This is a genomic window from Trichormus sp. NMC-1, assembly GCF_001858025.1.
Taxonomy (GTDB): domain Bacteria; phylum Cyanobacteriota; class Cyanobacteriia; order Cyanobacteriales; family Nostocaceae; genus Anabaena.
Window position 1 is genome coordinate 374,027 of record NZ_LZQD01000004.1, and the last position, 22,862, is coordinate 396,888.

General features: G+C 37.5%; 18 protein-coding genes and 2 pseudogenes. 13 read left to right on the forward strand and 7 right to left on the reverse strand.

From position 1 onward, the window contains the following. Nucleotides 1-79: 79 nt before the first annotated feature. Entirely contained in the window at nucleotides 80-2,122 is a 2,043-nt protein-coding gene (locus tag A9Y75_RS15505; protein WP_071190436.1) for a tetratricopeptide repeat protein, read from the forward strand. Between the two features lie 365 nt (nucleotides 2,123-2,487). Then, a pseudogene (locus A9Y75_RS15510) lies at nucleotides 2,488-2,925 on the forward strand (ferredoxin); the annotation flags it as partial. A 191-nt stretch (nucleotides 2,926-3,116) separates the two neighbouring features. Here the strand turns inward: A9Y75_RS15510 and A9Y75_RS15515 are convergent. Then, entirely contained in the window at nucleotides 3,117-3,689 is a 573-nt protein-coding gene (locus A9Y75_RS15515; RefSeq protein ID WP_071190437.1) for a nucleotidyltransferase family protein, read from the reverse strand. Nucleotides 3,690-3,856: 167 nt separating this feature from the next. Here A9Y75_RS15515 and A9Y75_RS15520 point away from each other — a divergent pair, with 167 nt between their 5' ends. Next, entirely contained in the window at nucleotides 3,857-4,699 is an 843-nt protein-coding gene (locus A9Y75_RS15520) for a lysophospholipid acyltransferase family protein (protein ID WP_071190438.1), read from the forward strand. Between the two features lie 391 nt (nucleotides 4,700-5,090). On the opposite strand, the gene miaB is transcribed toward A9Y75_RS15520, so the two are convergent. Next, nucleotides 5,091-6,455 (reverse strand): tRNA (N6-isopentenyl adenosine(37)-C2)-methylthiotransferase MiaB, encoded by a 1,365-nt coding sequence (miaB, locus tag A9Y75_RS15525; protein WP_071190439.1) that lies wholly within the window; start codon nucleotides 6,453-6,455, stop codon nucleotides 5,091-5,093. 195 nt (nucleotides 6,456-6,650) lie between these two features. Between miaB and A9Y75_RS15530 the strand changes: the two genes are divergently transcribed. The 3 genes from A9Y75_RS15530 to A9Y75_RS26610 all read left to right on the forward strand — a co-directional run bounded on the left by A9Y75_RS15530 (nucleotide 6,651) and on the right by A9Y75_RS26610 (nucleotide 10,580). Then, nucleotides 6,651-7,253: an MBL fold metallo-hydrolase gene (locus tag A9Y75_RS15530; RefSeq protein ID WP_071190440.1), complete on the forward strand. Its 603-nt coding sequence runs from the start codon at nucleotides 6,651-6,653 to the stop codon at nucleotides 7,251-7,253. Nucleotides 7,254-7,320: 67 nt separating this feature from the next. Beyond that, nucleotides 7,321-10,275: a hypothetical protein gene (locus A9Y75_RS15535; RefSeq protein ID WP_177176204.1), complete on the forward strand. Its 2,955-nt coding sequence runs from the start codon at nucleotides 7,321-7,323 to the stop codon at nucleotides 10,273-10,275. Between the two features lie 143 nt (nucleotides 10,276-10,418). Then, nucleotides 10,419-10,580 carry an element excision factor XisI family protein gene (locus A9Y75_RS26610; RefSeq protein ID WP_083389627.1) on the forward strand — a complete coding sequence of 54 codons (162 nt, stop codon included), beginning with the start codon at nucleotides 10,419-10,421 and terminating at the stop codon, nucleotides 10,578-10,580. A gap of 295 nt (nucleotides 10,581-10,875) precedes the next feature. Here A9Y75_RS26610 and A9Y75_RS15540 read toward each other — a convergent pair whose 3' ends face one another. Both A9Y75_RS15540 and msrB read right to left on the reverse strand, forming a co-directional pair. After that, the gene (locus A9Y75_RS15540; protein WP_071190442.1) at nucleotides 10,876-11,214 is read right to left on the reverse strand and encodes a hypothetical protein; all 339 of its coding nucleotides are present in this window, start codon (nucleotides 11,212-11,214) and stop codon (nucleotides 10,876-10,878) included. Between the two features lie 182 nt (nucleotides 11,215-11,396). Continuing rightward, a complete protein-coding gene (msrB, locus tag A9Y75_RS15545) occupies nucleotides 11,397-11,888 on the reverse strand; it encodes a peptide-methionine (R)-S-oxide reductase MsrB (RefSeq protein WP_071190443.1) in 492 nt (163 codons plus the stop codon). 299 nt (nucleotides 11,889-12,187) lie between these two features. Here msrB and A9Y75_RS15550 point away from each other — a divergent pair, with 299 nt between their 5' ends. Then, nucleotides 12,188-12,961 (forward strand): class II glutamine amidotransferase, encoded by a 774-nt coding sequence (locus tag A9Y75_RS15550; protein WP_071190444.1) that lies wholly within the window; start codon nucleotides 12,188-12,190, stop codon nucleotides 12,959-12,961. A gap of 126 nt (nucleotides 12,962-13,087) precedes the next feature. Here A9Y75_RS15550 and A9Y75_RS15555 read toward each other — a convergent pair whose 3' ends face one another. Further along, nucleotides 13,088-14,266 carry a response regulator gene (locus A9Y75_RS15555; RefSeq protein WP_071190445.1) on the reverse strand — a complete coding sequence of 393 codons (1,179 nt, stop codon included), beginning with the start codon at nucleotides 14,264-14,266 and terminating at the stop codon, nucleotides 13,088-13,090. Between the two features lie 1,226 nt (nucleotides 14,267-15,492). On the opposite strand from A9Y75_RS15555, the gene A9Y75_RS15560 reads away from it, so the two are divergent. From A9Y75_RS15560 to cysW, 3 genes are read left to right on the forward strand one after another with little or no spacing between them, the layout of a single operon-like run. Then, a complete protein-coding gene (locus A9Y75_RS15560; protein ID WP_071190446.1) occupies nucleotides 15,493-16,605 on the forward strand; it encodes a sulfate ABC transporter substrate-binding protein in 1,113 nt (370 codons plus the stop codon). Between the two features lie 35 nt (nucleotides 16,606-16,640). After that, nucleotides 16,641-17,510, forward strand: coding sequence for a sulfate ABC transporter permease subunit CysT (cysT, locus tag A9Y75_RS15565; protein WP_071190447.1), 870 nt, complete (start codon nucleotides 16,641-16,643; stop codon nucleotides 17,508-17,510). Next, nucleotides 17,497-18,336: a sulfate ABC transporter permease subunit CysW gene (cysW, locus tag A9Y75_RS15570; RefSeq protein ID WP_071190448.1), complete on the forward strand. Its 840-nt coding sequence runs from the start codon at nucleotides 17,497-17,499 to the stop codon at nucleotides 18,334-18,336. The genes cysT and cysW overlap by 14 nt, the downstream gene beginning before the upstream one ends. Nucleotides 18,337-18,387: 51 nt before the next feature. On the opposite strand, the gene A9Y75_RS15575 is transcribed toward cysW, so the two are convergent. Further along, complete coding sequence (locus A9Y75_RS15575) at nucleotides 18,388-18,816, reverse strand: hypothetical protein (RefSeq protein WP_071190449.1); 429 nt, start codon at nucleotides 18,814-18,816, stop codon at nucleotides 18,388-18,390. 93 nt (nucleotides 18,817-18,909) lie between these two features. Continuing rightward, nucleotides 18,910-19,227, reverse strand: a pseudogene (locus A9Y75_RS15580) (ATP-binding cassette domain-containing protein); the annotation flags it as partial. 264 nt (nucleotides 19,228-19,491) lie between these two features. Here A9Y75_RS15580 and A9Y75_RS15585 point away from each other — a divergent pair. The 3 genes from A9Y75_RS15585 (at nucleotide 19,492) to A9Y75_RS15595 (ending at nucleotide 22,849) form a co-directional block, all read left to right on the forward strand. Then, on the forward strand, nucleotides 19,492-20,340 hold the full coding sequence (locus A9Y75_RS15585; protein WP_071190451.1) for a prohibitin family protein: 849 nt from the start codon (nucleotides 19,492-19,494) through the stop codon (nucleotides 20,338-20,340). 80 nt (nucleotides 20,341-20,420) lie between these two features. Further along, nucleotides 20,421-20,837: a DUF1824 family protein gene (locus A9Y75_RS15590; protein WP_071190452.1), complete on the forward strand. Its 417-nt coding sequence runs from the start codon at nucleotides 20,421-20,423 to the stop codon at nucleotides 20,835-20,837. Nucleotides 20,838-20,923: 86 nt separating this feature from the next. Beyond that, nucleotides 20,924-22,849 carry an ABC-F family ATP-binding cassette domain-containing protein gene (locus A9Y75_RS15595; protein ID WP_071190453.1) on the forward strand — a complete coding sequence of 642 codons (1,926 nt, stop codon included), beginning with the start codon at nucleotides 20,924-20,926 and terminating at the stop codon, nucleotides 22,847-22,849. The last annotated feature ends 13 nt before the right edge of the window (nucleotides 22,850-22,862 follow it).

Sequence of the window (22,862 nt, forward strand, 5' to 3'; positions counted from 1 at the left end):
ATCTCACACCAATCATCTATTATAGATGGCATATAGGCGCGCCGCTTCCAAAACTAATTAACGGATAGGGAAGGTTGTCATGAAGAGCAAAAACCCAATAATCTTAGCTTTAGCTTTGAAAAGCGCGATTTTATTTTCACCCTTGCTGCTTTCTACTGGTTTTATCAGTGGACAACCTGCGCTATCTGCACCATCTTCTCTGGTATTATCAAATCAGGAACGGGAAGAATTAACGCGACTGCGTGCAGAAAACAGAATTCAAAAGCAAGTACAGTCTAATTTTGAGCGTGCTTTTACCCGTACAAATACTCTATTGAATGTCTGGTTAACTATCTTAAGTTTATTTCCTGTAGCTTTGATTGCGGTATTGTGGCTGTTACGCCGAGCAGCAATTCGGGAAATTGTTGACAAAGCAATGCAACAAATACAGGGAATGGAAAAGTTACAAATTCAGCTAACTACTGTCAAGCAAGAAGCAGAAAATATTATTCAAGAAGCTAATATTATAACTCAGGAATTAGCACAAGAAGTGAACTCTCTGAAAGCAAAAATTCAAGCTGAGGAAGAAAATTTATCTATCTTATTATCTGATTTACCTCAATCAAAACAAGAATTTTTGTCAGCACTAGAAAGTGAAGTAAATAATGCTCAAGAAAATATCCAGCTTTTACAAGCAACATTAAATATTCAACTGGATAAATTTAATTCATTTGCTCAACTCCAACGAGATATAACATCTAAAAATTTACGGGAATTAGAATCTGATTTGGCTGATAAATTAGGGGAATTCCAACTTAGTGCTAAACAAGAAAAAGATTTAGCTATTAGGAATATAGAAACATCTAGTGCTGATTGTATATCTCAAGTGCAAGTTTTACATTTGGAAACAGAACAGCAAAAAGATAAGACTCTGGAAAGTTTAGCAAACTTACATTCAGATTTTGCGGTTCAATTATCTCAATTTCAGTTAGATGCTCAAACCCAAAGAGATAGGATAATAGAGGATATAGGAAAATTAAATAATTTATTGAAATCTGAAATTTCCGAATTACAAAGTAATGCTCAAACTCAAAAAGATACAATGTTGGAGAGTTTAGCTAAATTAAATATTGAATTTACTAACCAACTTTCAGAATTACAGGTAGACGCTCAACAATACCAACAGTTAGTAATTGCTAATTTAGAAAAATCAGGTGGTGAACTGACTTCTGAATTTTCAAAATTACAAAATAATGTGCAACAACAAAAAAATCGGGTTTTGAAGAAGTTAGAAAAATTAGAAACAGAATTTGTTCATCAACTTTCAGAATTACAATTAGATGCTCAACAGCAGCAAAATTCTCAGGTACAAGAATTAATAAAAATCACGCCTACAGCTATTCCCGAATCAGAACAAATACCAGAACCACCTCAAACAACACTTTCTGCTGATGATTATATCAAAGAAGGAGATATTCTGTTTTCAGAAAAACGTTATGCAGATGCATTTGCAGTTTATGAACAAGCTGTAAAAATTCAACCTGATGATGCTGAAATTTGGCTAAAACGTGGTATAATTCTCAGCAGATTAAAACGTTATAAAGAAGCAATTGCTTCCTACAATCAAGCCATTAAAATCAAGCCTGACTATCATCAAGCCTGGTGTGATATTGGTGTGGCTTGTGGAAATTTAAACAAACATCAAGAAGCGTTTAACTGTTTTGATAAAGCTATCCAAATTAAGCCTGATGATGGAGTTGCTTGGTTAAACCGTGGTTTATCTTTGGTAGAATTAGAACGTTATGAAGATGCGATCGCTTCTTTTGATGAAGCATTGCAATTTCAACCTAATTCCCCTAAAATCTGGGATAAACGAGGTTACACTTTGGTGATGTTGGGAGAGGATGAGGAAGCAATTACCAACTTTGATAAAGCGCTAGAAATAAAATCTGACTATGCTAGTGCTTTTTACAATAAAGCAGCTTGTTATGCACTACAAAGAGAAATTGAATTAGCTTTAGAAAATCTCCAAAAAGCGATTCAACTTAATTCTCGATATAGGGAAGATGCTGTGATTGATATAGATTTTGATGATATTAAAAAAGAGCCAAAATTTCAAGAATTAATTAGAGAGTTAATTTGAATAAAAAAGTAAGTAAGCTGACGAAAATCAATCCAACTCTGTTAAGTAATATAAAATTATTATAAGTAGTAAGACTGAATAAAAGAAAAGTTAGTAGTAAGGGCTTTAGCCCTATCAAACCTAGCAAGAGAGCGATAAATCGCTCACTACGACAAAAATTTTATCTGACATTTAATTCTGTCTACCTGACTTGAAAATAAAACCCCACCCCTAACCCCTCCCCGCTGTTTCGAGGAGGGGAATAAGAAGTTTTTTTCATGTGTTCTGTCTGGTGTACGCAGTTCATGATGGCTACTTCATCAAATTAATAGTTAAACTTTGCTAAATTAGAGATATAAAACTTCTCTCTCAGCAGAGGTTTGAATATGGCTCATTTAAACCAACGTCGTCCCCAAAATATTAACGGCGATTTTTACGTCGATAGTACCTGCATTGATTGTGATACCTGTCGTTGGATGACTCCCGAAATATTTCATCGTGTAGATGAACAATCAGCAGTTTACCATCAACCAACAAACGAAACCGAAAGATTAGCCGCACTTCAAGCATTGTTAGCTTGTCCTACCAGTTCCATTGGTACAGTTGAAAAACCCAAAGATATCAAACTTGCTCAACAAAGTTTCCCCATTTTAGTTGCTGAAAATATTTACCATTGCGGCTATCATTCAGAAAACTCCTATGGTGCTGCTAGTTATTTAATTCAACTTCCTGAAGGTAACATTTTAGTAGATTCTCCTCGCTTCACCCCACCTTTAGTTAAGCGTCTTGAAGAGTTCGGTAAGATTAGTTATATGTACCTGACATAAGAAGTTTTTTTATGTGTCTTGGTGTACGCAGTTGATGATGGCTACTTAATTCAATTCCTAGTCAGGGCTTTAGCCCTTATTTGTATCGCCAAAAGCGAGGCTTTGCTGTCCTTGTAGCGTTTCGTTAGCGCAGCGTCGATGATAGGAGATACAGAGGACTAAAGTCCTCACTAAAAACCTTTAATTATTTACACGCTCTCTTGATTATTCACCACTCTTGAATGAGATATGAACCGCAGACAGGAACACTTTTCCAGAAATCCAGATGCTTTTTTATCCGCATTTGGGTTGTGAGTATGGGCTGGAGTCGGTCGAATAATACCAGCAAACAGGTCATCTAATCCATAGGGAGTGAAAAATTGCCATTCACCTTGTGTATCTATCTTTACGCCTACAGCAGTAGCGGTGTGTAGCCAATCTTTAATGCCATCCTCTACACTAGAATAAGTTCTACGACCATCACGCCAACGAGCAAAACTGCACTGATTTTTAATATCAAACACATAATCAGGAAATTTGGCTGTGAGAGTAGCCTTTGCTGCTAGTTCTTGGGAACGGTTCCCCCCGTCATCAAAGAATGCAATATCAAAGTCGTTAATGACTAACCCACATTCTGTCCCAAACATGGAACACCAAACTGTATTTCGCACTGCACCTCCAGCTAACCACCAATTAGGCAAGTCCAGTAAGGCTATTTCTGGTAATACCGTGCCAATAATTGAATCGGCTAGAATGATTTTTAGGCTTGTGTGAATATTCATAATCTAGTAAATGGGATTTTTAAACTGAAGAATCAACATTTTTTCTGATGCTGAAATTAGCCCTTGATCAGAAAGCTATGGCTATAGTCGGTTTTTACTTCTGATATTATTATCCAACCACGACAGACCAGATTGTTGCTCTTTTATAATCTTGATAAAATGTTTAGATGTTAAAAACAAAACATCCCCAAAAAACAAAACCCGGTTGGTCTTTGGATAAGCGAGATCCAAAGTTCATCGAATCAATCATGCCCCTCTTGGGCTTTTTGTATAACTACTATTTTCGAGTCCAAACTAGTGGTTGGGAAAATGTCCCAGATGAAAAAATCCTCATTGTCGGCTCCCATAATGGGGGACTCGCTTCTCCCGACACGTCCATGATGATGTACGACTGGATACGCCGCTTTGGGGCTGAAAAACCAATTTACGGTTTAATGCATCCCAAAGCTTGGGAAGTTTTCCCAGCTTTAGCAGAAATAGCGATGAAAGGTGGGGCTATTATCGCTCATCCGCAAATTGCTTATCAGGCTTTACGCTCTGGAGCTAGTGTTTTAGTTTATCCTGGTGGTGCAGAAGATGTGTTCCGTCCCCATGAAATGCGGGACAAAATTTACTTTGCTGAACGACGTGGATTTATCAAGCTGGCGTTACGGGAAAATGTGCCAATTGTGCCGGCGATTTCTTGGGGGGCGCATGATACCCTATTTATTTTGGCGGATTTGTACAAAGTTGTTGAGCAATTCCACAAGTGGGGGATGCCGTGGCTGTTTGGGGTTGATCCACTAGTTTTTCCTATTTATCTGGGACTACCTTGGGGTTTAGCCCTTGGACCTCTGCCTAATATTCCCTTGCCTGTGCCTATCCACACTAGAGTATGTCCACCAATTGTGTTTGAACGCTATGGAAAAGAAGCCGCAAGCGATCGCACTTATGTTAATGAATGCTATGAATTAGTCAAAAGTCAGATGCAGCAGGAATTGGATAATTTAATCCAACAAGCTGGTAATTAATATATTGGGGCGGATTTTCGCCCCTAGAAGCAGGTGACACCGTTTCACTTTAAGATTGATACAAATGGACTGACGCGGGGACGAGGGGACGCGGGGACGCGGAGATTCATTTGTAGCTTTACTTAAGTGAATTGATATAACCTCTTTGTCCGTTGCTATAATTACGAATTATAGCCGTGGACAGGGTGGTTAGGACATCAATTGATAATGAAACTCTCACTACAAGAGGGTTTTACTCCTGACTCCTGTACGGGCGTATTGCAATACGCCCCTTCTAACTCCTGCTATACCTCATGTTCACTTCATTACTTATCAAAAAAGACTCACCGCGTCACCGCGTCAGCCCATCTCCGCGTCAGCCCTAATGATAAGTCTTTAACCGAACACAATATTACACCGTTACAACTTGCCGTACTTCCACTGGTTCTCCAGTCAAGCTAAAGGGGCGAACTTCGGTAATTTTCACTTTTACTATTTGCCCTTTGAGTTGATTGATATCGCCGGTGAAGAAAGTCAGACGATTACCGCGAGTGCGTCCCATTACTTGGGTTTTATCTTTGGTATTTTGGTCTTCAACTAGTATTTCTTCAATTCTGCCAAAATAACGTTGCGATCGCTCGGCGGCTTTGACATTGACGAGATGATTTAATCTTTGTAAGCGATCGCTTTTGACTTCTTCACTCAATTGATTATCCCACAAGGCCGCAGGTGTTCCTGGACGGGGTGAATAAGCAGCAGTATTCAACAAATCAAAACCAATATCATCCACCAATTTCAGAGTATTTTCAAACTGGGCTTCTGTCTCTCCCGGAAAACCCACAATTGCATCTCCACTAATAGAGGCATCGGGCATATAGCGGCGGATAGTATCAATAATCCGGCGATATTTTTCTTGGGTATAACCTCGTGACATCGCCTTTAATAGCTCGTTATCACCAGACTGAAAAGGAATATGAAAATGTTCGCACACCTTTGGCAACTCTGCACAAGCCTTAATTAGCCGTTCTGTAAAATAACGGGGATGACTTGTAGCAAAACGTAGTCGTTCAATTCCTGGCACATCATGTACATAATACAGTAAATCTGTCAATGTGTGCAGGTGACGACCTTCAGGAGTTGCACCTGGTAAATCTCTGCCGTAAGCATCAATATTTTGACCGAGTAGGGTAATTTCTTTATAACCTTGTTTACCTAATTCTGTGATTTCCGCCCGAATAGCTTCCGGTGTCCGCGACTGTTCCACGCCTCGCACGTTAGGAACCACGCAATAAGTACAACGTTCGTTACAGCCATAAATCACATTTACCCAAGCTGTCACTTGACTATCTCGACGTGGTTGGGTGATATCTTCCATGATATGCACCTCTTCTGTAGCGACTACCTGATTGCCTTCAAAAACTGACTCTAGCAAATCTTTGAGACGATTAGCGTGTTGGGGTCCCATCACCAAATCTAATTCTGGTACACGTCGCAATAAAGCTTCTCCTTCTTGCTGGGCAACGCAACCAGCTACAATTAAAGTTAAATCTGGCTGTTCATGTTTGCGCTTTGCTTGTCTACCAAGATAAGAATAAACTTTCTGCTCGGCATTATCCCGAATTGTACAGGTATTATAAAGAATTACATTTGCATGATTTGGGTCTTCTGACCACTCAAAGCCCATGTCTTCTAAGATGCCTGCCATGCGCTCTGAGTCGGCTTTATTCATTTGGCAACCAAAGGTAGTAATGTGGTAGCGGCGGGATGAAGTGGTCATGGGGAATTACGCTTAGTCAGTTATTGTATTTTACGTCCATTTACCATTCTATCGAAAGCTCTAGGTTACAGTGTAGATGGTTCACATCCGATTTTGACTTTGAGGAATATAAGTTTTGAACTTAATAGATTGATTCTTGATACAGTATTGATGCTGACCTATGGGAACTATTGAAGGTTCTGAACCCAAATCACCATGAAATCTCTGCACCGTCCTGATTTATACAGCTGGTCTTGTTTCAATCCTGCAAGAAATATTGATTTCAATGGCTTTGCCTGGATTCGTCCAGAGGGTAATATTTTGATTGACCCAGTAGCTTTATCAAATCATGATTGGAATCACTTGGAATCTCTCGGTGGTGTGGTTTGGATTATTTTGACGAATTCGGATCATTTGAGGTCAGCAAAGGAAATTGCTAGTCAAACCTATGCCAAGATTGCTGGCCCGGCTGGGGAAAAGGAGTATTTTCCGATTTTATGCGATCGCTGGTTGATTGATGGTGAAGAGTTTGTCCCCGGACTGAAGGTGATAGAAATGCAAGGTTCCAAAACTCCCGGTGAGTTGGCCTTGTTGTTGGAGGAAAAGACCTTGATTACTGGGGATTTAGTGCGATCGCACAAAGCCGGTACCTTAACTATGTTATCAGATGAAAAGCTGATGAATCGAGAACAAGCTGTGGCTTCTGTTCGCAGGTTGGCTGGTTTGGAGAAGGTGGAAGCGGTGCTAGTGGGCGATGGTTGGTCTATTTTTCGAGATGGGAGCGATCGTTTGCAGGAGTTGGTGGAGAGTTTGGGGTAAAGACTATTCTGCTAAAAACTGCTTTATTTCATCTTTCTAATTTCAGTTGATGAGAATACATATGATTGTGAAAAAACTCAAAACCTATTGGTCAAGTACTTTGAAACACCTGCAAGTTTTTCAGGCTTGGAATCTGGGGAATTTAGCGAACCAAAAAATCATTTTGTATGGAGCCTACTTTTTAATTGGGATGAGTTTAGGATCACTTTTGGGATTATTTAAATATCCAACAATTATTAATATTTTAGCTATATTTTCCTGGATTGAATCTTGTTTAAATTGGATAATTTCTATATCACCTAACACTGGCTTTCTCTCAGACATAGTAGCTTTTCAAGCGGCAATAATCGCTATTGCTATACCTCTCAGCTTGGAAATTATTTCTCGAATATCTGAGCGATATCAATCAGGAGTTATTACAAAGAAATTTAGCCAAGAGTCGGAAATTAAGCTGCTGCCAATATTGTTAACTATAGATATAGTAGCTGCTATTATCCTAAAATTTTTCATTCCGGCTGATTCAATTTCTGGGTATGGAAAAATTCTTGCCTGGATTACTTTTATCATTTTTATATTTACGATTTATATACTCTATAAATTTTTTGCTACCCTTCGACGTTATATCACCGATACTAATTTTTTATTAGATGAGCTTTTCAATGATATGGGAGAATTACTTACTCCCCAAACCCAAAATAAGAAAGTAGATAATGAAGGTTTGAAATTAAAACAAAAACAATTTGTTGAAGCTCTGGAAGCTATTGGTGATATTTTAGTATTTGAAACAAAGAATAAGAAAGGAGAAGAAAACATCAAAACAGGACTAAATAGAATTAGAGAGAAAATCGGACAATTTCTGGAGATACAAAAAAGTAGACCTGAAGAATTTGAGCGATTACTTTTATCTCAAGATTTCTTTGATATATATGATCAGGATCGAACTAATGCTCAACTACTATTGAAATTAGATACTAAAAAACATCTTGTTTCATTTACAGCAGCAGTAAATCAACTTTTGAGAATACGCGAAGCAGCTTTAGAAGTAAACAATGCTGAAATTGAGTGGTTTGTAACTGCTGATATTATTTCGTTACTTAGAGATATATCCCAGATTCCTAATAATAATTTGCTTGTAGAACAATTGCTTAAAAATCTTGCTGAACTCAGAAGAAATACTAATCAAAATCAAAGCGGTTCAGCACATCTGGTTTCAATAAGCTGGTACATTACTATAGTATTTAATGATTTATTTGATCTTTCATATTTGGATTTATTTGATAGATACTTTTTTTACGGAATTCAAGATATTATATCTAATAATAAAACTTCCCTATTTAAAAGTTTGGTATCTAATTTAATAAACTCTATAACACTACACGATTCAAGTTATGAAAATATTGATAATTATATATCATTTGTTAGAGGGTGCAATTATCAAAAATACAAAGAAATAGATGAAACATATCACATAAGGAGTAAAATAAATAATTTAAAGCAGCAAATTCAACATATTCGTACAAGAGATCAGCTAATTAGCTGTCTAAAAATTGTTAATGAAGTAGTAGAATTATTACAACCTTGCTTTAATGACGTTCAAAAAGAGGAAGCTCAACAAAAAGAAGATAAACTTCGAGAGGATATTACTTCTAATTTCAAGTTTAATAACCTTATAGATATTATTTTTGGTGCTGGAGCATATTGTATTTTTAAACAAAGATATGACTATATTAAATATCTATGGAATTTCAAGCAACCACATGATTCGGAAGCAACTTGGGTAGGGCATGATATTCTTCCTACTTCGATTGGAAACTTAATCAACTTTTATTTTGAAATAAATCGTATTCAAAGAGATTTTTGCCTTTTTTGGGAAGATCGTCACGGAAGTGAACTCTACTATAAACAATATTTTTTGCTGCTATCGCTTAGAGAATTTCAAAAAAATAATCGGACAGAAATAATTAATCAATTTAGATTATCAGACACTTTGGATTCCCGCGAATTAAATAATATAATTTACTCAGTAGATAGCTTTATTAAACTTGCTAATAAACTCAAAGAAGATACTGAAAATTTAAGAATACTTGGACTGAACATTAATAATATTGAATCTGTATTAATTCCATTTTTACAGACTTTGAAACCAAAAGCTGAAGAACGGATAAAAAGTTTACTAAGAACTAAAAATATCAGTTCTAAGAAAGTCGCTGAATTTAAAAGAAATTTTACTGAGAGCTTTAATAAATCAACAATAATTAGAAATATTCTCAGTTATCATGGATTGTGTGAAGATAGAATTCATGCAGGTTTAGAAATTGGAATTAACCCATTTGGTATAATAGAGATTTCAGAAAAAGCTGCTTTTTTTGAAGAATGGTATTTGCGATATTCTGATATGGGTATTACCTATGGTAGAGACTTAGCAATATGGGAAAATTTAAGAATTATAGAAGAAATAGAAAATTTGTGCCAAGAGATTGATATCAGTCAGTTTGACGCAGCAATTGATGTATTTAAAGAAAATCTAGATAATATAATTATCCTAACTATAAATTTGGATATGAATAGTCTTCTTCCAAATAGAGCCAACTTCAAATCCAAGCAGCAAAATGATTGTCCAAAAATAGAATTGAAAGGTTTTCAGGGATGCTATAAAATCGAAAATTTTGATATTCCAATCTTTACTGTGTATGACTATACTGGTAATCAAAGAATTTTAATCCTTGATAAGTCTAAACTTGGTAAACTAGTTCAGTATTCACCCAGCAATGGGAGCGAGAAAGAAGAATTGACAGGTATATTTCATATTAGTATCCAGTCTTTTTCAGAAAATCAAGAACTAATGAATGATTTCCTACAAAATCCGCAACCCTGGTTAACAGATTTGGGTAATCAAATCCAACAAAAAGAATATCTGGAAGAAAAAGTTAAAATCGAAATTTATGAAAAATTCCAATTTGAGCAACATCACAACTTTCAGGGGTATTTAATAAAATTACCTTATCAAGATTCCTATAATTGAAATAACTTTATCTCATAACAATAAGTAGGTGAATAGAAAAATTTAAAGGTATGTGAAGAAAAGTAAAATCGCTCAAAACTCTCTTCCTGTTCCCTGTTCCCTTACCCCAACGACAATTTTTAACGCCCACCTACTTATGTTCTATGACAAAGTTAGAAGATTATCGCCAATATATTCAGCAAATCCTGACGAAGTACCCCAGTTATAAACCTGCTTATAGAGAAATTAAAGTAGAGACAATCTTCCATACACAAAGGGATCATGATCAGATTGTCCATATTATATCAAGTCCGGCTAATTGCTGATCAAAAAAACTCTCCGCGTAAGAGCGTCCCTGTGTAAAAGCGCGGTTCCCTAATGATAAATCTTTAACCGGACATGATATGATTGGCTGGGAAAATCAATGTCGAGTATATAGCTGTTCTCTGCACCTCGACATTAAAAATGAAAAAAAATTGGATTTAATGGAATGGAAAATAAGTTGATATTGCTGAAGAATTAGTTCAACTCGGTATTCCCAAAATAAAACATTGTCATCGGGTTTCATTCCCCTTTTATGCGAACATTCACAGAATATGCAATAGGTTAAACTAGAAACATTTACAATTCAATTAACTTAAAGCCCCAAATTTTCAAAACAGTAGTTGCTATTTCTGGATCTACACCATCATAAGCCTCCCATTCCGAGTTCTGATCTTTAGGATGTCCATCACCTACATGACCTGCAACTTTTATCACCGGAACACCCACCATGTAATCACGTTCCATTCCTTTGGGGAGAGCTAGTTGAATTCTGCGGCCTACGAACTTTGATGTACTAGTTTTAGCCACAGATTCACGAACTAAACAAATATCACCAGCAGTCCCCCAAGTAGTTTGGTAGATGTGGAGGAACGATATATAACTTTCTGGTTTGATGGCTCTTTTGAGAACTTGCATTATCTAATCCTTACTTATCGTTTTTGGTTCAACAATTTCATTAAAACCTCATCAGAAACAACTACAAGTTTCAATACTAGACACGGTTTCCATGACAATTTCCTCCCTATAATAAAATAAAACAAGGAGTTTAACCCCCTTGTTAAAATTTAAAAGTTTAAAAGTTGAGGCGTATTAGTAATTTACGCAGGTGTAAACTGCAATGATACACCGTTCATACAGTAACGCAGACCTGTTGGTTTAGGTCCATCATTGAACACGTGGCCTAAATGTCCACCACAATTACTGCAATGTACTTCAACTCTAGTCATGAAAAATGAGCGATCCGTAGTGGTCGCGATCGCACCCTCAATCGGTTTAAAAAAGCTCGGCCAGCCAGTACCACTGTCAAACTTGCCTTCTGAGGTAAACAAAGCTTGTCCACATCCAGCACAAACATAAGTACCTGGAGCGTAATTTTTGTCCAGGGGGCTAGTGTGAGGGCGTTCTGTCCCATGTTTCCGCAACACGTGAAACTGTTCCGGCGTTAAAATCGATTTCCACTCGGTTTCTGATTTCGTCACTGCAAACTCAGTCTGAGATGCCATACTTTCTGAACTCCAATTGATATAACGTGAAAAAAAGGCCGTACCCACTAGAACGGCACTAATTTGCAAAAAATGGCGTTTGTCCATATATCTATTATTTGCTATTTTTCTCTTCTAGAGCCAACCTACTTCAGCCAGAGATTCACCGAAGAGGATGCGGAGACGCGGGGACACGGGGACGCGGAGAGTTCCCTTGACTCACCGATAAGTTCTCAACTCCAATAGGATGGCTATAGAATTGGGATAAAACTCTTTTCCCCTGCTCCCTGCCTTATAATTGCTAAGTGTGAAATATTTAAAGTAAAGCGATCGCATCAACATAGATCAGTTATTCTGAAGTATCTTTGTCCACAGTTATTAATTTAAACATCAGAACTGCAACACTAATGTGCCAACTGCTGGGAATGAACTGCAATGTGCCAACGGATATTTGCTTTTCCTTTGAAGGGTTTTCTGCACGAGGAGGCAAAACCGATGAACATAGTGATGGTTGGGGCATTGCTTTTTTTGAAGGTAAAGGATGCCGGATTTTTCTCGATGCCAAACCCTCTATAGATTCTCCTCTAGCAGAGTTAGTAAGGCGCTATCCCATCCACTCTACCCATGTGATTGCCCATATCCGCAAAGCTACCCAAGGTGAAGTCATCCTAGAAAACTGTCATCCTTTCCGTCGGGAACTGTGGGGAAGATATTGGGTATTTGCCCATAATGGTAACTTGCCAGATTTTCAAGTTGAAAGTAACGGTATTTTTCAACCTGTAGGTGACACAGATAGCGAACAAGCATTTTGCTTGATACTCAACACTTTACGAGAAAATTTTCCTCAAGGACAACCTCCTTTAGAAGAACTTTATCAAATACTGCGTAAAATTACGGTACAAATAGCATCGATAGGCGTTTTTAACTATCTACTATCAGATGGAGAACATTTCTTTACTCATTGCTCAACCAAACTCTGCTACATTATCCGACAAGCGCCTTTTGCAGCTGCTCACTTAATTGATGAAGATATGACTGTCGATTTTAGTGAATTGACAACAAAGCGCGATCGCGTTGCTATCATTGCCACTACACCCCTTACTGATAACGAAGTTTGGACACCAATCCAACCAGGAGAACTATTAATATTTCAGGACGGTTTACCACTCAAATTTAAGTAATTCGTTCAGGAGAATACAGCAGAATTCAGGAGTCAGTAGAGGCGTTTCGCCGAAACGTCTCTACTGGCTTGCTGTCTAGGTTTCAATTTTGATTCTGTACCTCATTGATCTGCAATCTGCTATATCTTAATCATATAATACCAACTCAGGTATATTTATATCTGATGGTTTAGTCTGTAAATACTGATGTAATATCTGCGTTAAGTCGTCATTATATATAGGTTTGTTAATAAAACCATTAGCCCCAAATACCTTAGCCCTGAATCTATCAAAAACACCTTCACTACCTGTTAATATGATAATTGGTGTATGGGCAAAATAAGAACAGCGTCGTAATTGTTCGCACATTTGGTAACCACTAATAACTGGCATGATCAAATCTAAAAATATCAGGTCTGGACGATTTTGAATTAGCATCGGTAGAGCTTGTAACGGATCTTGAATGCCAATAAATCTCATCCCGTTAGATGTAATAATACTCTCTAATATTTTACAAACTTGAAGACAATCATCAACACAGGCAATCAGAGGAGAATTTTTATGATTTAGTTGTTGATAATTACCACTTTTTTTGATTTTTATTATTGATGATGGCAAATCAGGTATTTCTATAAGTTCAACACTTCCTTTATCAATAAACGGTCGCAATGAATTAGTCACAGCTAACACACTTTGCTTCATTTTGGCAGATAAGTCCCATAGAGTATATTGACCATTTATCAATCTCTCAAAGTTTTTGTAGAAACTTTTACTTACTTGCTGTCTCAGTTTTTCCGGCTTGCGTATAACTGGTGATAAATTAGGAGAAATCCTTCTTAAACCAGCTTGTGACCAGTCATACCAGGAATCTTGCATTTCCTTGATAAACATATTTGTACTGGTGGAAATCATCAGTGCTTTTAAAATTGTGTCTTGGTTGATTTCGCAACTTAAGTCAGCAATATTTACCTGTTGAGCTAAATCAAATAAAATTTCCCCGATAGTATTGATAACAAAATCATTAAATTGTTGCTGGTTGATCTGACCTGTATGATATGAGTTTTCTAGCAGTAAATAATCCCAATACTCAATTAAGATATTCTCATCCCGTAGCTCAATTTTATCAATATCAATTTCTGGACAAATTAAAGTCATATTTCTCAGCCAACGTCTACGAGGATGAACTCCTCCTGTTGCCCAAACTATCTGACCTAGTTGATAATAGAAAGCCCATTTGTTTCCCTGTACATCCTGAATACTTAGCTGTCCATTGTATTGCAATAGACTACATTTTTTGAATTCTTGCAATAATGTATCCAAGTTCATGACTTTTTACTTACTTACTACATATTTTTTTGTATCATTTCGTTAATCAAATCAAGTATTAGCGAAATTAAATTTTGTTTAAAACTAAGTTATTTCAGTGTTGATGCGGTTAATCATCTATTACTCTCAATGATACACTCACCAAACACATAAGGTAAATTGGTAGTTAATTGATAAGCAAGAGAAAATAGCGGTGTATGGATTTTTTAAGCGCACACTACTTTAGCTCTAGCTTGGGTGGCATTAGCCAGACGCACCAATAAAAGATAAAAAAAGCAAATCTAGTAATAATGTATATTAAAATCTATACAAATAATAGCATACAGAATAGTATTATTAACCAAAGCCGTATAAACACTGAATTCATAGATATGTGTTCACACATTGCTCCTGTAGTAAGAATTTTACCGTCTTTTCTTAGTTCCACAATACGCTGGCTGTTAGAGCCAAAAATATTAAATTGTGTAGCGATCGCTTGACAATCAAGACAGTCGCTACAATTATTCTTAACTGAACTGTATGGACTCAGTTCTATAGTAGATAGATTTAACGCCGTCCACCTTGGATTTTGTCAAAGATAGCACCATCATCAAAGAACTTCCTCTGGACAGCATCCCAACCACCAAGATTTCCCACAGTGTAAAGTCGAGTAATTTTGGGATGTTGTTTCCAGGAATTTGGCAGTTTTTGAGAAATTATATGTCATGGGATGGCCTTGGATGAGGATGAATAAAATCAACTGTTTTTTGATCGAATTACCGTATCTAATGTCTAAAAAAAGAGCGTATCAGATGCGACATGGAAAATCAATAGTTTTTACACCTAAAAACAACTATTTCTCAATCGGATATTGTATGTATTTTTTATTACTAAAATAAGTTGGCTGTTTTAGATACGCTAATTATTTATAAATGATGTATTGCTAGGAATTGGGGAAATAAAATCTGGAATCTATTGTGAGATTTATACCGGAGATTAAGTATAAATAAATACTTGATAACTAGCATTAACTGTATAATTTAACTAAATAATTATAACCATAAATTGATACTAGCTAATTCATGGTATTGTATTTTTTTGTGAAACTGCTAGAATCTCCATATTCCCTATCGCTAATGTGAGGTTTTACATATATTTCATCACCAGATACCTGCGATCGCGTATTACCATAAAGTATATATACTTTATTTCTATCAACTAACTGTAGTTTAACAGGAGGAGAAAAAATGAATTTATGGCAGCGCTTCGGGCAACAATCGCAACTTAGGTTAAGGCTAAATTCGCTCAAAGGCTTTGTAGCACTGTTTTTAGTCGGGGGAATTCTGAGTGTAGCACTTACCTCTTGCTCTGGTGGGAATAACACTACTACTACCACTGGAACTGCTACAGCCGAAAAGAAGCAGAATGTAGAACTAACTCTTGTCTCCTTTGCTGTCACCAAAGCTGCTCACCAAGCCATTATTCCTAAATTTGTGGAAAAATGGCAAAAAGAACATAACCAAACTGTCATCTTTAAACAAAGTTATGGTGGTTCCGGTTCCCAAACTCGCGCTGTCATTGATGGTTTAGAAGCAGATGTTGTTCACTTAGCACTAGCTGGGGATACGTCAAAAATTGAAAAAGCGGGATTAATTCAGCCAGGATGGGAAAAAGAAAGTCCCAACAATGCTATTGTTTCTAAGTCTGTAGCAGCTTTAGTCACTCGTGAAGGCAACCCGAAAGGTATCAAAAGTTGGGCAGATTTAGCAAAAGATGATGTTAAAGTGATTACCGCTGATCCCAAAACTTCAGGAGTTGCGCGTTGGAATTTTCTCGCACTGTGGAACTCAGTAATTAAAACTGGTGGAGATGAAGCCAAAGCCACTGAATTTGTGACTAAAGTTTACAACAATGTTCCAATTTTGACAAAAGATGCCCGTGAAGCTACAGATGCATTTTTCAAACAAGGTCAGGGTGATGCTCTGATAAACTATGAAAATGAAATTGTGTTGGCAGAACAAAAGGGTGAAAAAGTGACTGCGATTATCCCTGATGTGAATATTTCCATTGATAATCCTATTGCTATAGTGGACAAGAATGTTGATAAACACGGTAATCGTGAAGTAGCAGAAGGTTTCGTCAAATTCCTATTTACCCCAGAAGCACAACAGGAGTTTGCGAAGGTGGGATTTCGTCCTGTAGATGAGACAGTAGCTAAAACTAAGGAATTTGCCGATAAATATCCTCCAGTAAAAACTTTGGGTACAGTTCAGGACTTCGGTGGTTGGGATGCAGTTCAGAATAAGTTTTTTGCTGACGGCACAGTTTTTGACAAAATTCAAGCCACAAAGAAGCGGTAATTGGTGAAAAATAACTATTGACTAAATTTTGAATTATGACTGCATCTTCTCCTGTGCAAGCTAACATTAAGCCTTCTGTTTGGAAGGTATTCTTAGATAATGTGATTCACCTTCCTTGGACTTGGCGAATTACCATCGGATACCTATTTGTGATGTTGTTTGTTCCCATAACGGCGATGTTCCTCAAAGCCAGTACGGAACCTCCCGCTAAGTTTTGGGAAATCGCTACCAGTGAGTTAGCATTGTCCACTTACAACGTCACTTTTGTAACTTCACTGTTTGCGGCGCTACTCAATGGCGTTTTTGGAACTTTGATTGCTTGGGTATTAGTACGTTATGATTTTCCTTGCAAACGGATAATTGATGCCACGGTAGATTTACCTTTTGCTTTACCAACATCCGTTGCGGGTTTAACTTTAGCAACTGTTTACAGCGATAATGGTTGGATTGGTTCACTGTTAGCACCACTGGGAATTAAGGTATCTTTTACCCGGTTGGGAGTTGGGGTAGCAATGATATTTATATCTCTGCCTTTTATTGTGCGAACTGTGCAACCTGTGCTTCAGGAAATGGAACAGGAAATTGAAGAAGCGGCTTGGTGTCTGGGTGCGACTCAATGGCAAACTTTCTGGAAAGTAATTTTACCGCCGTTATTTCCCACAATTTTGACTGGTGTCGCTTTGGGTTTTTCCCGTGCAGTCGGGGAGTATGGTTCAACGGTAATTATTTCTTCCAATACATCGTTTCAAGATTTGATAGCACCTGTGCTAATTTTCCAGCGCTTAGAACAGTATGACTATTCTGGTGCAACTGTCATTGGTGTGGTTTTACTATTAATTTCTTTGGTAATGTTACTGGCAATTAATTTCTTACAAGCTTGGGCGAGAAGATATGACAACAGATAAGAGGAATAGTACTAAACAGCAAAGTTGGGTTCCAGGTGTTTTGATTGCGATCGCGATCGCTTATTTATTCCTAGTCCAATATATCCCAACTATCAACCTTTTTTTTGCAGCGTTCAAAACAGGATTCACCCCATTTCTATCTAACCTCACCAAACCTGACTTTCTCCATGCAGCTTGGCTAACTTTGTTACTGGCTTTAATTTCCTTGCCTGTAAATACAGTATTTGGTTTATGTGCGGCTTGGGCGATCGCTCGCCATAAATTTCCAGGACGCGCTATAGTTCTCAGTATAATAGACCTCCCCTTTTCTATTTCCCCAGTCGTAGCTGGCTTAATGATTGTGCTACTTTATGGAAGACAGGGCTGGTTTGGCCCTTGGCTTCAGGCGCATGATATCCAGATTATCTTTGCATTTCCCGGCATGGTACTAGCTACCGCTTTTGTAAGTATGCCCTTTGTGGCCAGAGAAGTAATTCCCATCCTCGAAGAATATGGCAAAGATCAAGAAGAAGCAGCTAGAACCTTAGGTGCAAATGATTGGCAGACATTTTGGCGTGTCACCTTACCCAGTATCCGTTGGGGCTTACTCTATGGCTTAATTTTAACCAATGCCAGAGCAATGGGTGAATTTGGAGCAGTTTCCGTCGTATCTGGTAACATTGCCAGCACAACTCAAAGCCTGCCATTATTTGTTGAAGACGCTTATAAACAGTATGAATCTGAAGCTGCTTTTTCTGCGGCTGTAATTTTGGCACTTTTAGCAGTAGTAACTTTAGTGCTGAAGGAGATTCTGGAACGGAAAACCAAAATTAAAGAAGTTGAATAACTCTCATCAATCCTCAGCGAACCTCCGCGCTAACCTCAGCGTACCTCTGCGTTAAAAAACAATCTGCTTAATCATCCTCTCCTCCAACAATTCTAATAACCCATCCACATCCTTACCAACTTGCTCAAAACAAACGGCCGGTTTGGGTTCAGGTGCAAATTGAATTAACTTAATTTCCCCTTTCCCAATCCCAATCATCACAACTTCAGTTTCTGGTTTATTATTCTCAATAATTCCTAAAAGTTCTTGCAGCCGATTTTCAACCCTATCATTGAGTTTTTCCACTTCAGCTTGGGGACAATAAACAAAATGCGGTTGTGGTTGTAAATCAATACCAATGGTACCTTGACTGTCACCATTTTCTAATCGCAGTCCCCAAAATAAAGCTGCTAATTCTTGCTGATTTGCTTTGACAAATCTATCCAATTGTCGCCGCCATTTGTTATCTTCTGTTTCCGGTTGAGTAGTACCAAACATCATAGGTAATTCGTAATTCGTAATTCGTAATTCGTAATTTCTAATTTTAAATTCTCCCCTCTTTGCTTGCCAAGAGGGGTTGGGGGTGAGATTCTTCTATCTCAAACCTGATTGTACAAGCCAGAGACTTGTATAAATGCCATCTTTCTCTAAAAGTTGTTCATGGGTTCCTGACTCTACTAATTATCCGTGTTCCATGACATAAATGCAATCAGCATTGCGGATAGTAGAAAGACGATGAGCAATGGCTATTGTAGTCCGATTGACGGTAATCCGTTCTAGAGAACGCTGAATAGAGCCTTCTGTCTCATTATGCACTGCTGAGGTCGCTTCGTCTAAAATTAAAATTGGCGGATCTTTTAACCCTGCGCGAGCAATGGCAATCCGTTGTCTTTGTCCACCAGATAACTTTTGCCGTTGGAGAAGATGTACGGAATGTCTACGCCTTCTGGATTCCCAGCTATAGTTGAATCTTATAGCCACATATGTCTACAATTGCTTGCAGATAAATATTATCACACAATCAAGTTTATCAGTCTTGAGTAAGTAGCTAGGTACAATAACTTGGGAGCGTGGCTGTAAAAACTGAGTTTAACGCCGCCAACTCTCAAGGTATTTAAGTCAAATGTATTATCTTACTCAAAAATCAGGACTCAAAACTAACCAGGAGATAAAAAGTTGAACACGAAACAACTAGGGAATTGGCAAACTACCGTTGCCGGAATTGTATTAGCAACATTAGTACTTTTCGGACTCAATTCTTTTGTAATTATTACCCCAGGACAAGCGGGAGTAATCAGCATTTTAGGTAAAGCTACAGATGGGGCATTGTTAGAAGGTATTCACATCAAACCACCATTTATTTCCGTGATAGATGTGTATGATTTGACGGTACAAAAATTTGAAGTTCCAGCGGAAAGTTCTACCAAAGACTTGCAAAATTTATCAGCAAGATTTGCTATTAACTTTCGGCTTGATCCTAGCCAAGTAGTGCAGGTAAGAAGGAAACAAGGTACTTTAGAAAATATCGTTTCTAAAATTATTGCTCCCCAAACACAAGAGGCATTTAAAATCGCAGCAGCGAGAAGAACAGTAGAAGAAGCAATTACGAAAAGAAGTGAATTAAAAGAAGATTTTGATACTGCCTTAGGCAATCGCTTAGAGAAATATGGAATAATTGTCTTAGATACAAGTGTAGTAGATTTGGCTTTTTCTCCAGAATTTGCCAGAGCAGTTGAAGAAAAACAAATTGCGGAACAGCGAGCGCAAAGAGCCGTCTATATAGCACGAGAAGCTGAACAAGAAGCCCAGGCTGATATTAATCGCGCCAAAGGTAGAGCCGAAGCTCAAAGACTCTTAGCAGAAACTCTCAAAGCTCAAGGAGGACAATTGGTTTTGCAAAAAGAAGCAATTGAAGCTTGGAAGAGTGGAGGCGCACAAATGCCAAATGTACTAGTTATGGGTGAAGGTTCCCAAGGTAGCATTCCCTTCATTTTCAACTTAGGAAAGTTATCAAATCAATCTTGATTTGGGTTACAAATACTAGTAAGGTGGGCAAATCCCATCTTCAAAACCACATCAACACCAGCAACATCATAGACGAACATATGCCTACTCCTAAAGATCATAATCTCACAGTTGAAGAAGCCAAAAAAATCCTCAACAAATTTAACTGTCTAGATATTGCCCCTGTTCTCAAACCTTCGGAAAAAGTTTTAACTCGTCAGGCATTAATTTTCATGGCCAGCCTTTCAGATTACCAAATTTTAGGAATTTGTGCTGATACAGCAGAGGAAGGAATTTTGGCTATGAAAACTTATTCTCATGCTTTTCATTATGAAGCACCAAGTGATTTGCAAACACCTGATGGACCAGTTTATATCAAATTAAATGGTAAAAATGGACTGTGCTATCTTGACTCCTATTTTGGGCATCATCGGGGAGTATTAGTTTCTTGTCAATCTTATGAAGAAGCAGGAATCAACGAGATGTATGGACATTTACCGATTGATTTATTTGTATAGCATTGATCATCAATCAAATGCTTCACATAGTGGGCAATGCCCACCCAATAACTAACAACTAATTACTTAAAATCCCAATTTTTTTTATGAGCATTATTACATTACAGTCAGTTAAGAAAGATTTTGGAATTAAAGAAATCTTAAAAGATGCTAATTTTAGCCTTGATATCTCTGATAAAGTGGGATTAATTGGTACTAACGGTTCTGGTAAATCAACATTATTAAAAATGATTGCTGGGCTAGAATCAATTGATAGTGGTCAAATTTTAGTTAACTCCGGTTCTAAAATTATCTACTTACCCCAACAGCCAGATGTAGATGAAAACCGCACAGTTTTAGAGCAAATATTTGCTGACAGTGGTGAACATATGGCTTGGGTACGGGAGTATGAAGAACTTTCTGATAAATTAGCTCATTATCCCGAAGATAATCTACTCATGTCTCGTCTTTCTGCGGTAATGCAAAAAATGGATGAAACTGGTGCATGGGAACTAGAAACCAATGCCAAAATCATTCTCACTAAATTAGGAATTGCTGACTTTGATGTCAAGGTTGGTACTTTATCTGGAGGTTATCGCAAGCGCATTGCACTAGCAACCGCGTTATTAGCAGAACCAGATGTATTGCTGATGGATGAACCCACAAACCATCTTGATGCACTGTCGGTAGAATGGTTACAAACTTATTTAAGTCGCTATCGTGGCGCGCTTTTCTTAATTACCCACGACCGTTATTTTCTAGATAAAGTTACTAACAAAATCATTGAAATTGATAGAGGTGATATTTACACTTATACAGGTAACTATTCCTATTATCTAGAAAAGAAAGCTTTAGCTGAAGAATCTGCTATCAGCAGTCAACGGAAACATCAAGGTGTATTACGGCGCGAATTAGAATGGCTCAAACGCGGGCCAAAAGCGAGAAGTACAAAACAAAAAGCCAGAATTGATCGCGCTCATGCATTGCGTGATACCGAGTTTAAACAAGCTCAAGGTAAAGTTGATATTTCTACAGTTAGTCGTCGGATTGGTAAAAAAGTTATTGAACTCAATAACATTAGTAAATCTTACGATGACCGAATTTTGATTAAGAATTTTACCTATGAATTTAGTCCAGAAGACCGTATTGGGATTATCGGTGCTAATGGTGCTGGTAAATCTACTTTAATGAATATTATCACCGGAAGGATTCAGCCTGATTCTGGAACTGTGGAAATTGGTAGTACAATTCACATTGCTTATTTTGACCAACATTCTGAAGAATTACTCACAGAGATAAATGAAAATCAACGGGTAATTGATTACATCAAAGAAGAAGGTGAATTTATTCAAATCGCTGACGGTACGAAAATTACTGCTTCCCAAATGTTAGAGCGGTTTTTGTTTCCTGGAAGTCAGCAATATGCGCCAATTAATAAACTTTCTGGGGGGGAGAAACGGCGGTTATTTCTGTTACGCTTACTTATTAGTGCGCCTAATGTTTTGATTTTAGATGAACCAACTAATGATTTAGATGTGCAAACATTAGCAGTACTAGAAGATTATTTAGAAGATTTTTCTGGATGTGTAATTGCAGTTTCCCATGACCGCTACTTTTTAGACCGTACTATAGACACTGTATTTTCTCTTGAAGACGGTGGAAATTTAAAGCAATATCCCGGTAACTATTCAGTTTATTTAGATTACAAAAAAGCTGAAGAAGCAGCACAACAAGACACTGCTAATACTAAAGATAAATCCAAAAACAGCACTGAAAAAAAAGCTACATCTTCAGAAACTGAAACTAAAAAGCGGGGGAGATTAACTAATTGGGAAAAGCGAGAATTTGAACAGTTAGAAGGTAAAATTTCCCAATTAGAAGATGAAAAGACAGCCGCAGAAAAAGCACTAGTAACTGTTTCTCCTGGAAATTATACTCAAGTGCAAAAGCTTTATGAACAGGTAGAAACACTAAAAAAAGCGATTGATGTAGCGACAGAACGCTGGTTAGAATTAGCGGAGATGGATGTTTAACAATCCAAAATTC

What these genes read in the sequence shown, in the direction of transcription:
- msrB (WP_071190443.1), bottom strand. Translation starts at nt 11,888, where the DNA reads ATGGACAAACGCCATTTTTTGCAAATTAGTGCCGTTCTAGTGGGTACG.
- A9Y75_RS15505 (WP_071190436.1), top strand. Translation starts at nt 80, where the DNA reads ATGAAGAGCAAAAACCCAATAATCTTAGCTTTAGCTTTGAAAAGCGCG.
- A9Y75_RS26610 (WP_083389627.1), top strand. Translation starts at nt 10,419, where the DNA reads ATGACAAAGTTAGAAGATTATCGCCAATATATTCAGCAAATCCTGACG.
- A9Y75_RS15590 (WP_071190452.1), top strand. Translation starts at nt 20,421, where the DNA reads ATGCCTACTCCTAAAGATCATAATCTCACAGTTGAAGAAGCCAAAAAA.
- cysT (WP_071190447.1), top strand. Translation starts at nt 16,641, where the DNA reads ATGACTGCATCTTCTCCTGTGCAAGCTAACATTAAGCCTTCTGTTTGG.
- A9Y75_RS15540 (WP_071190442.1), bottom strand. Translation starts at nt 11,214, where the DNA reads ATGCAAGTTCTCAAAAGAGCCATCAAACCAGAAAGTTATATATCGTTC.
- A9Y75_RS15515 (WP_071190437.1), bottom strand. Translation starts at nt 3,689, where the DNA reads ATGAATATTCACACAAGCCTAAAAATCATTCTAGCCGATTCAATTATT.
- cysW (WP_071190448.1), top strand. Translation starts at nt 17,497, where the DNA reads ATGACAACAGATAAGAGGAATAGTACTAAACAGCAAAGTTGGGTTCCA.
- A9Y75_RS15555 (WP_071190445.1), bottom strand. Translation starts at nt 14,266, where the DNA reads ATGAACTTGGATACATTATTGCAAGAATTCAAAAAATGTAGTCTATTG.
- A9Y75_RS15550 (WP_071190444.1), top strand. Translation starts at nt 12,188, where the DNA reads ATGTGCCAACTGCTGGGAATGAACTGCAATGTGCCAACGGATATTTGC.
- A9Y75_RS15595 (WP_071190453.1), top strand. Translation starts at nt 20,924, where the DNA reads ATGAGCATTATTACATTACAGTCAGTTAAGAAAGATTTTGGAATTAAA.
- A9Y75_RS15575 (WP_071190449.1), bottom strand. Translation starts at nt 18,816, where the DNA reads ATGATGTTTGGTACTACTCAACCGGAAACAGAAGATAACAAATGGCGG.
- A9Y75_RS15560 (WP_071190446.1), top strand. Translation starts at nt 15,493, where the DNA reads ATGAATTTATGGCAGCGCTTCGGGCAACAATCGCAACTTAGGTTAAGG.
- A9Y75_RS15520 (WP_071190438.1), top strand. Translation starts at nt 3,857, where the DNA reads ATGTTAAAAACAAAACATCCCCAAAAAACAAAACCCGGTTGGTCTTTG.
- miaB (WP_071190439.1), bottom strand. Translation starts at nt 6,455, where the DNA reads ATGACCACTTCATCCCGCCGCTACCACATTACTACCTTTGGTTGCCAA.
- A9Y75_RS15530 (WP_071190440.1), top strand. Translation starts at nt 6,651, where the DNA reads ATGAAATCTCTGCACCGTCCTGATTTATACAGCTGGTCTTGTTTCAAT.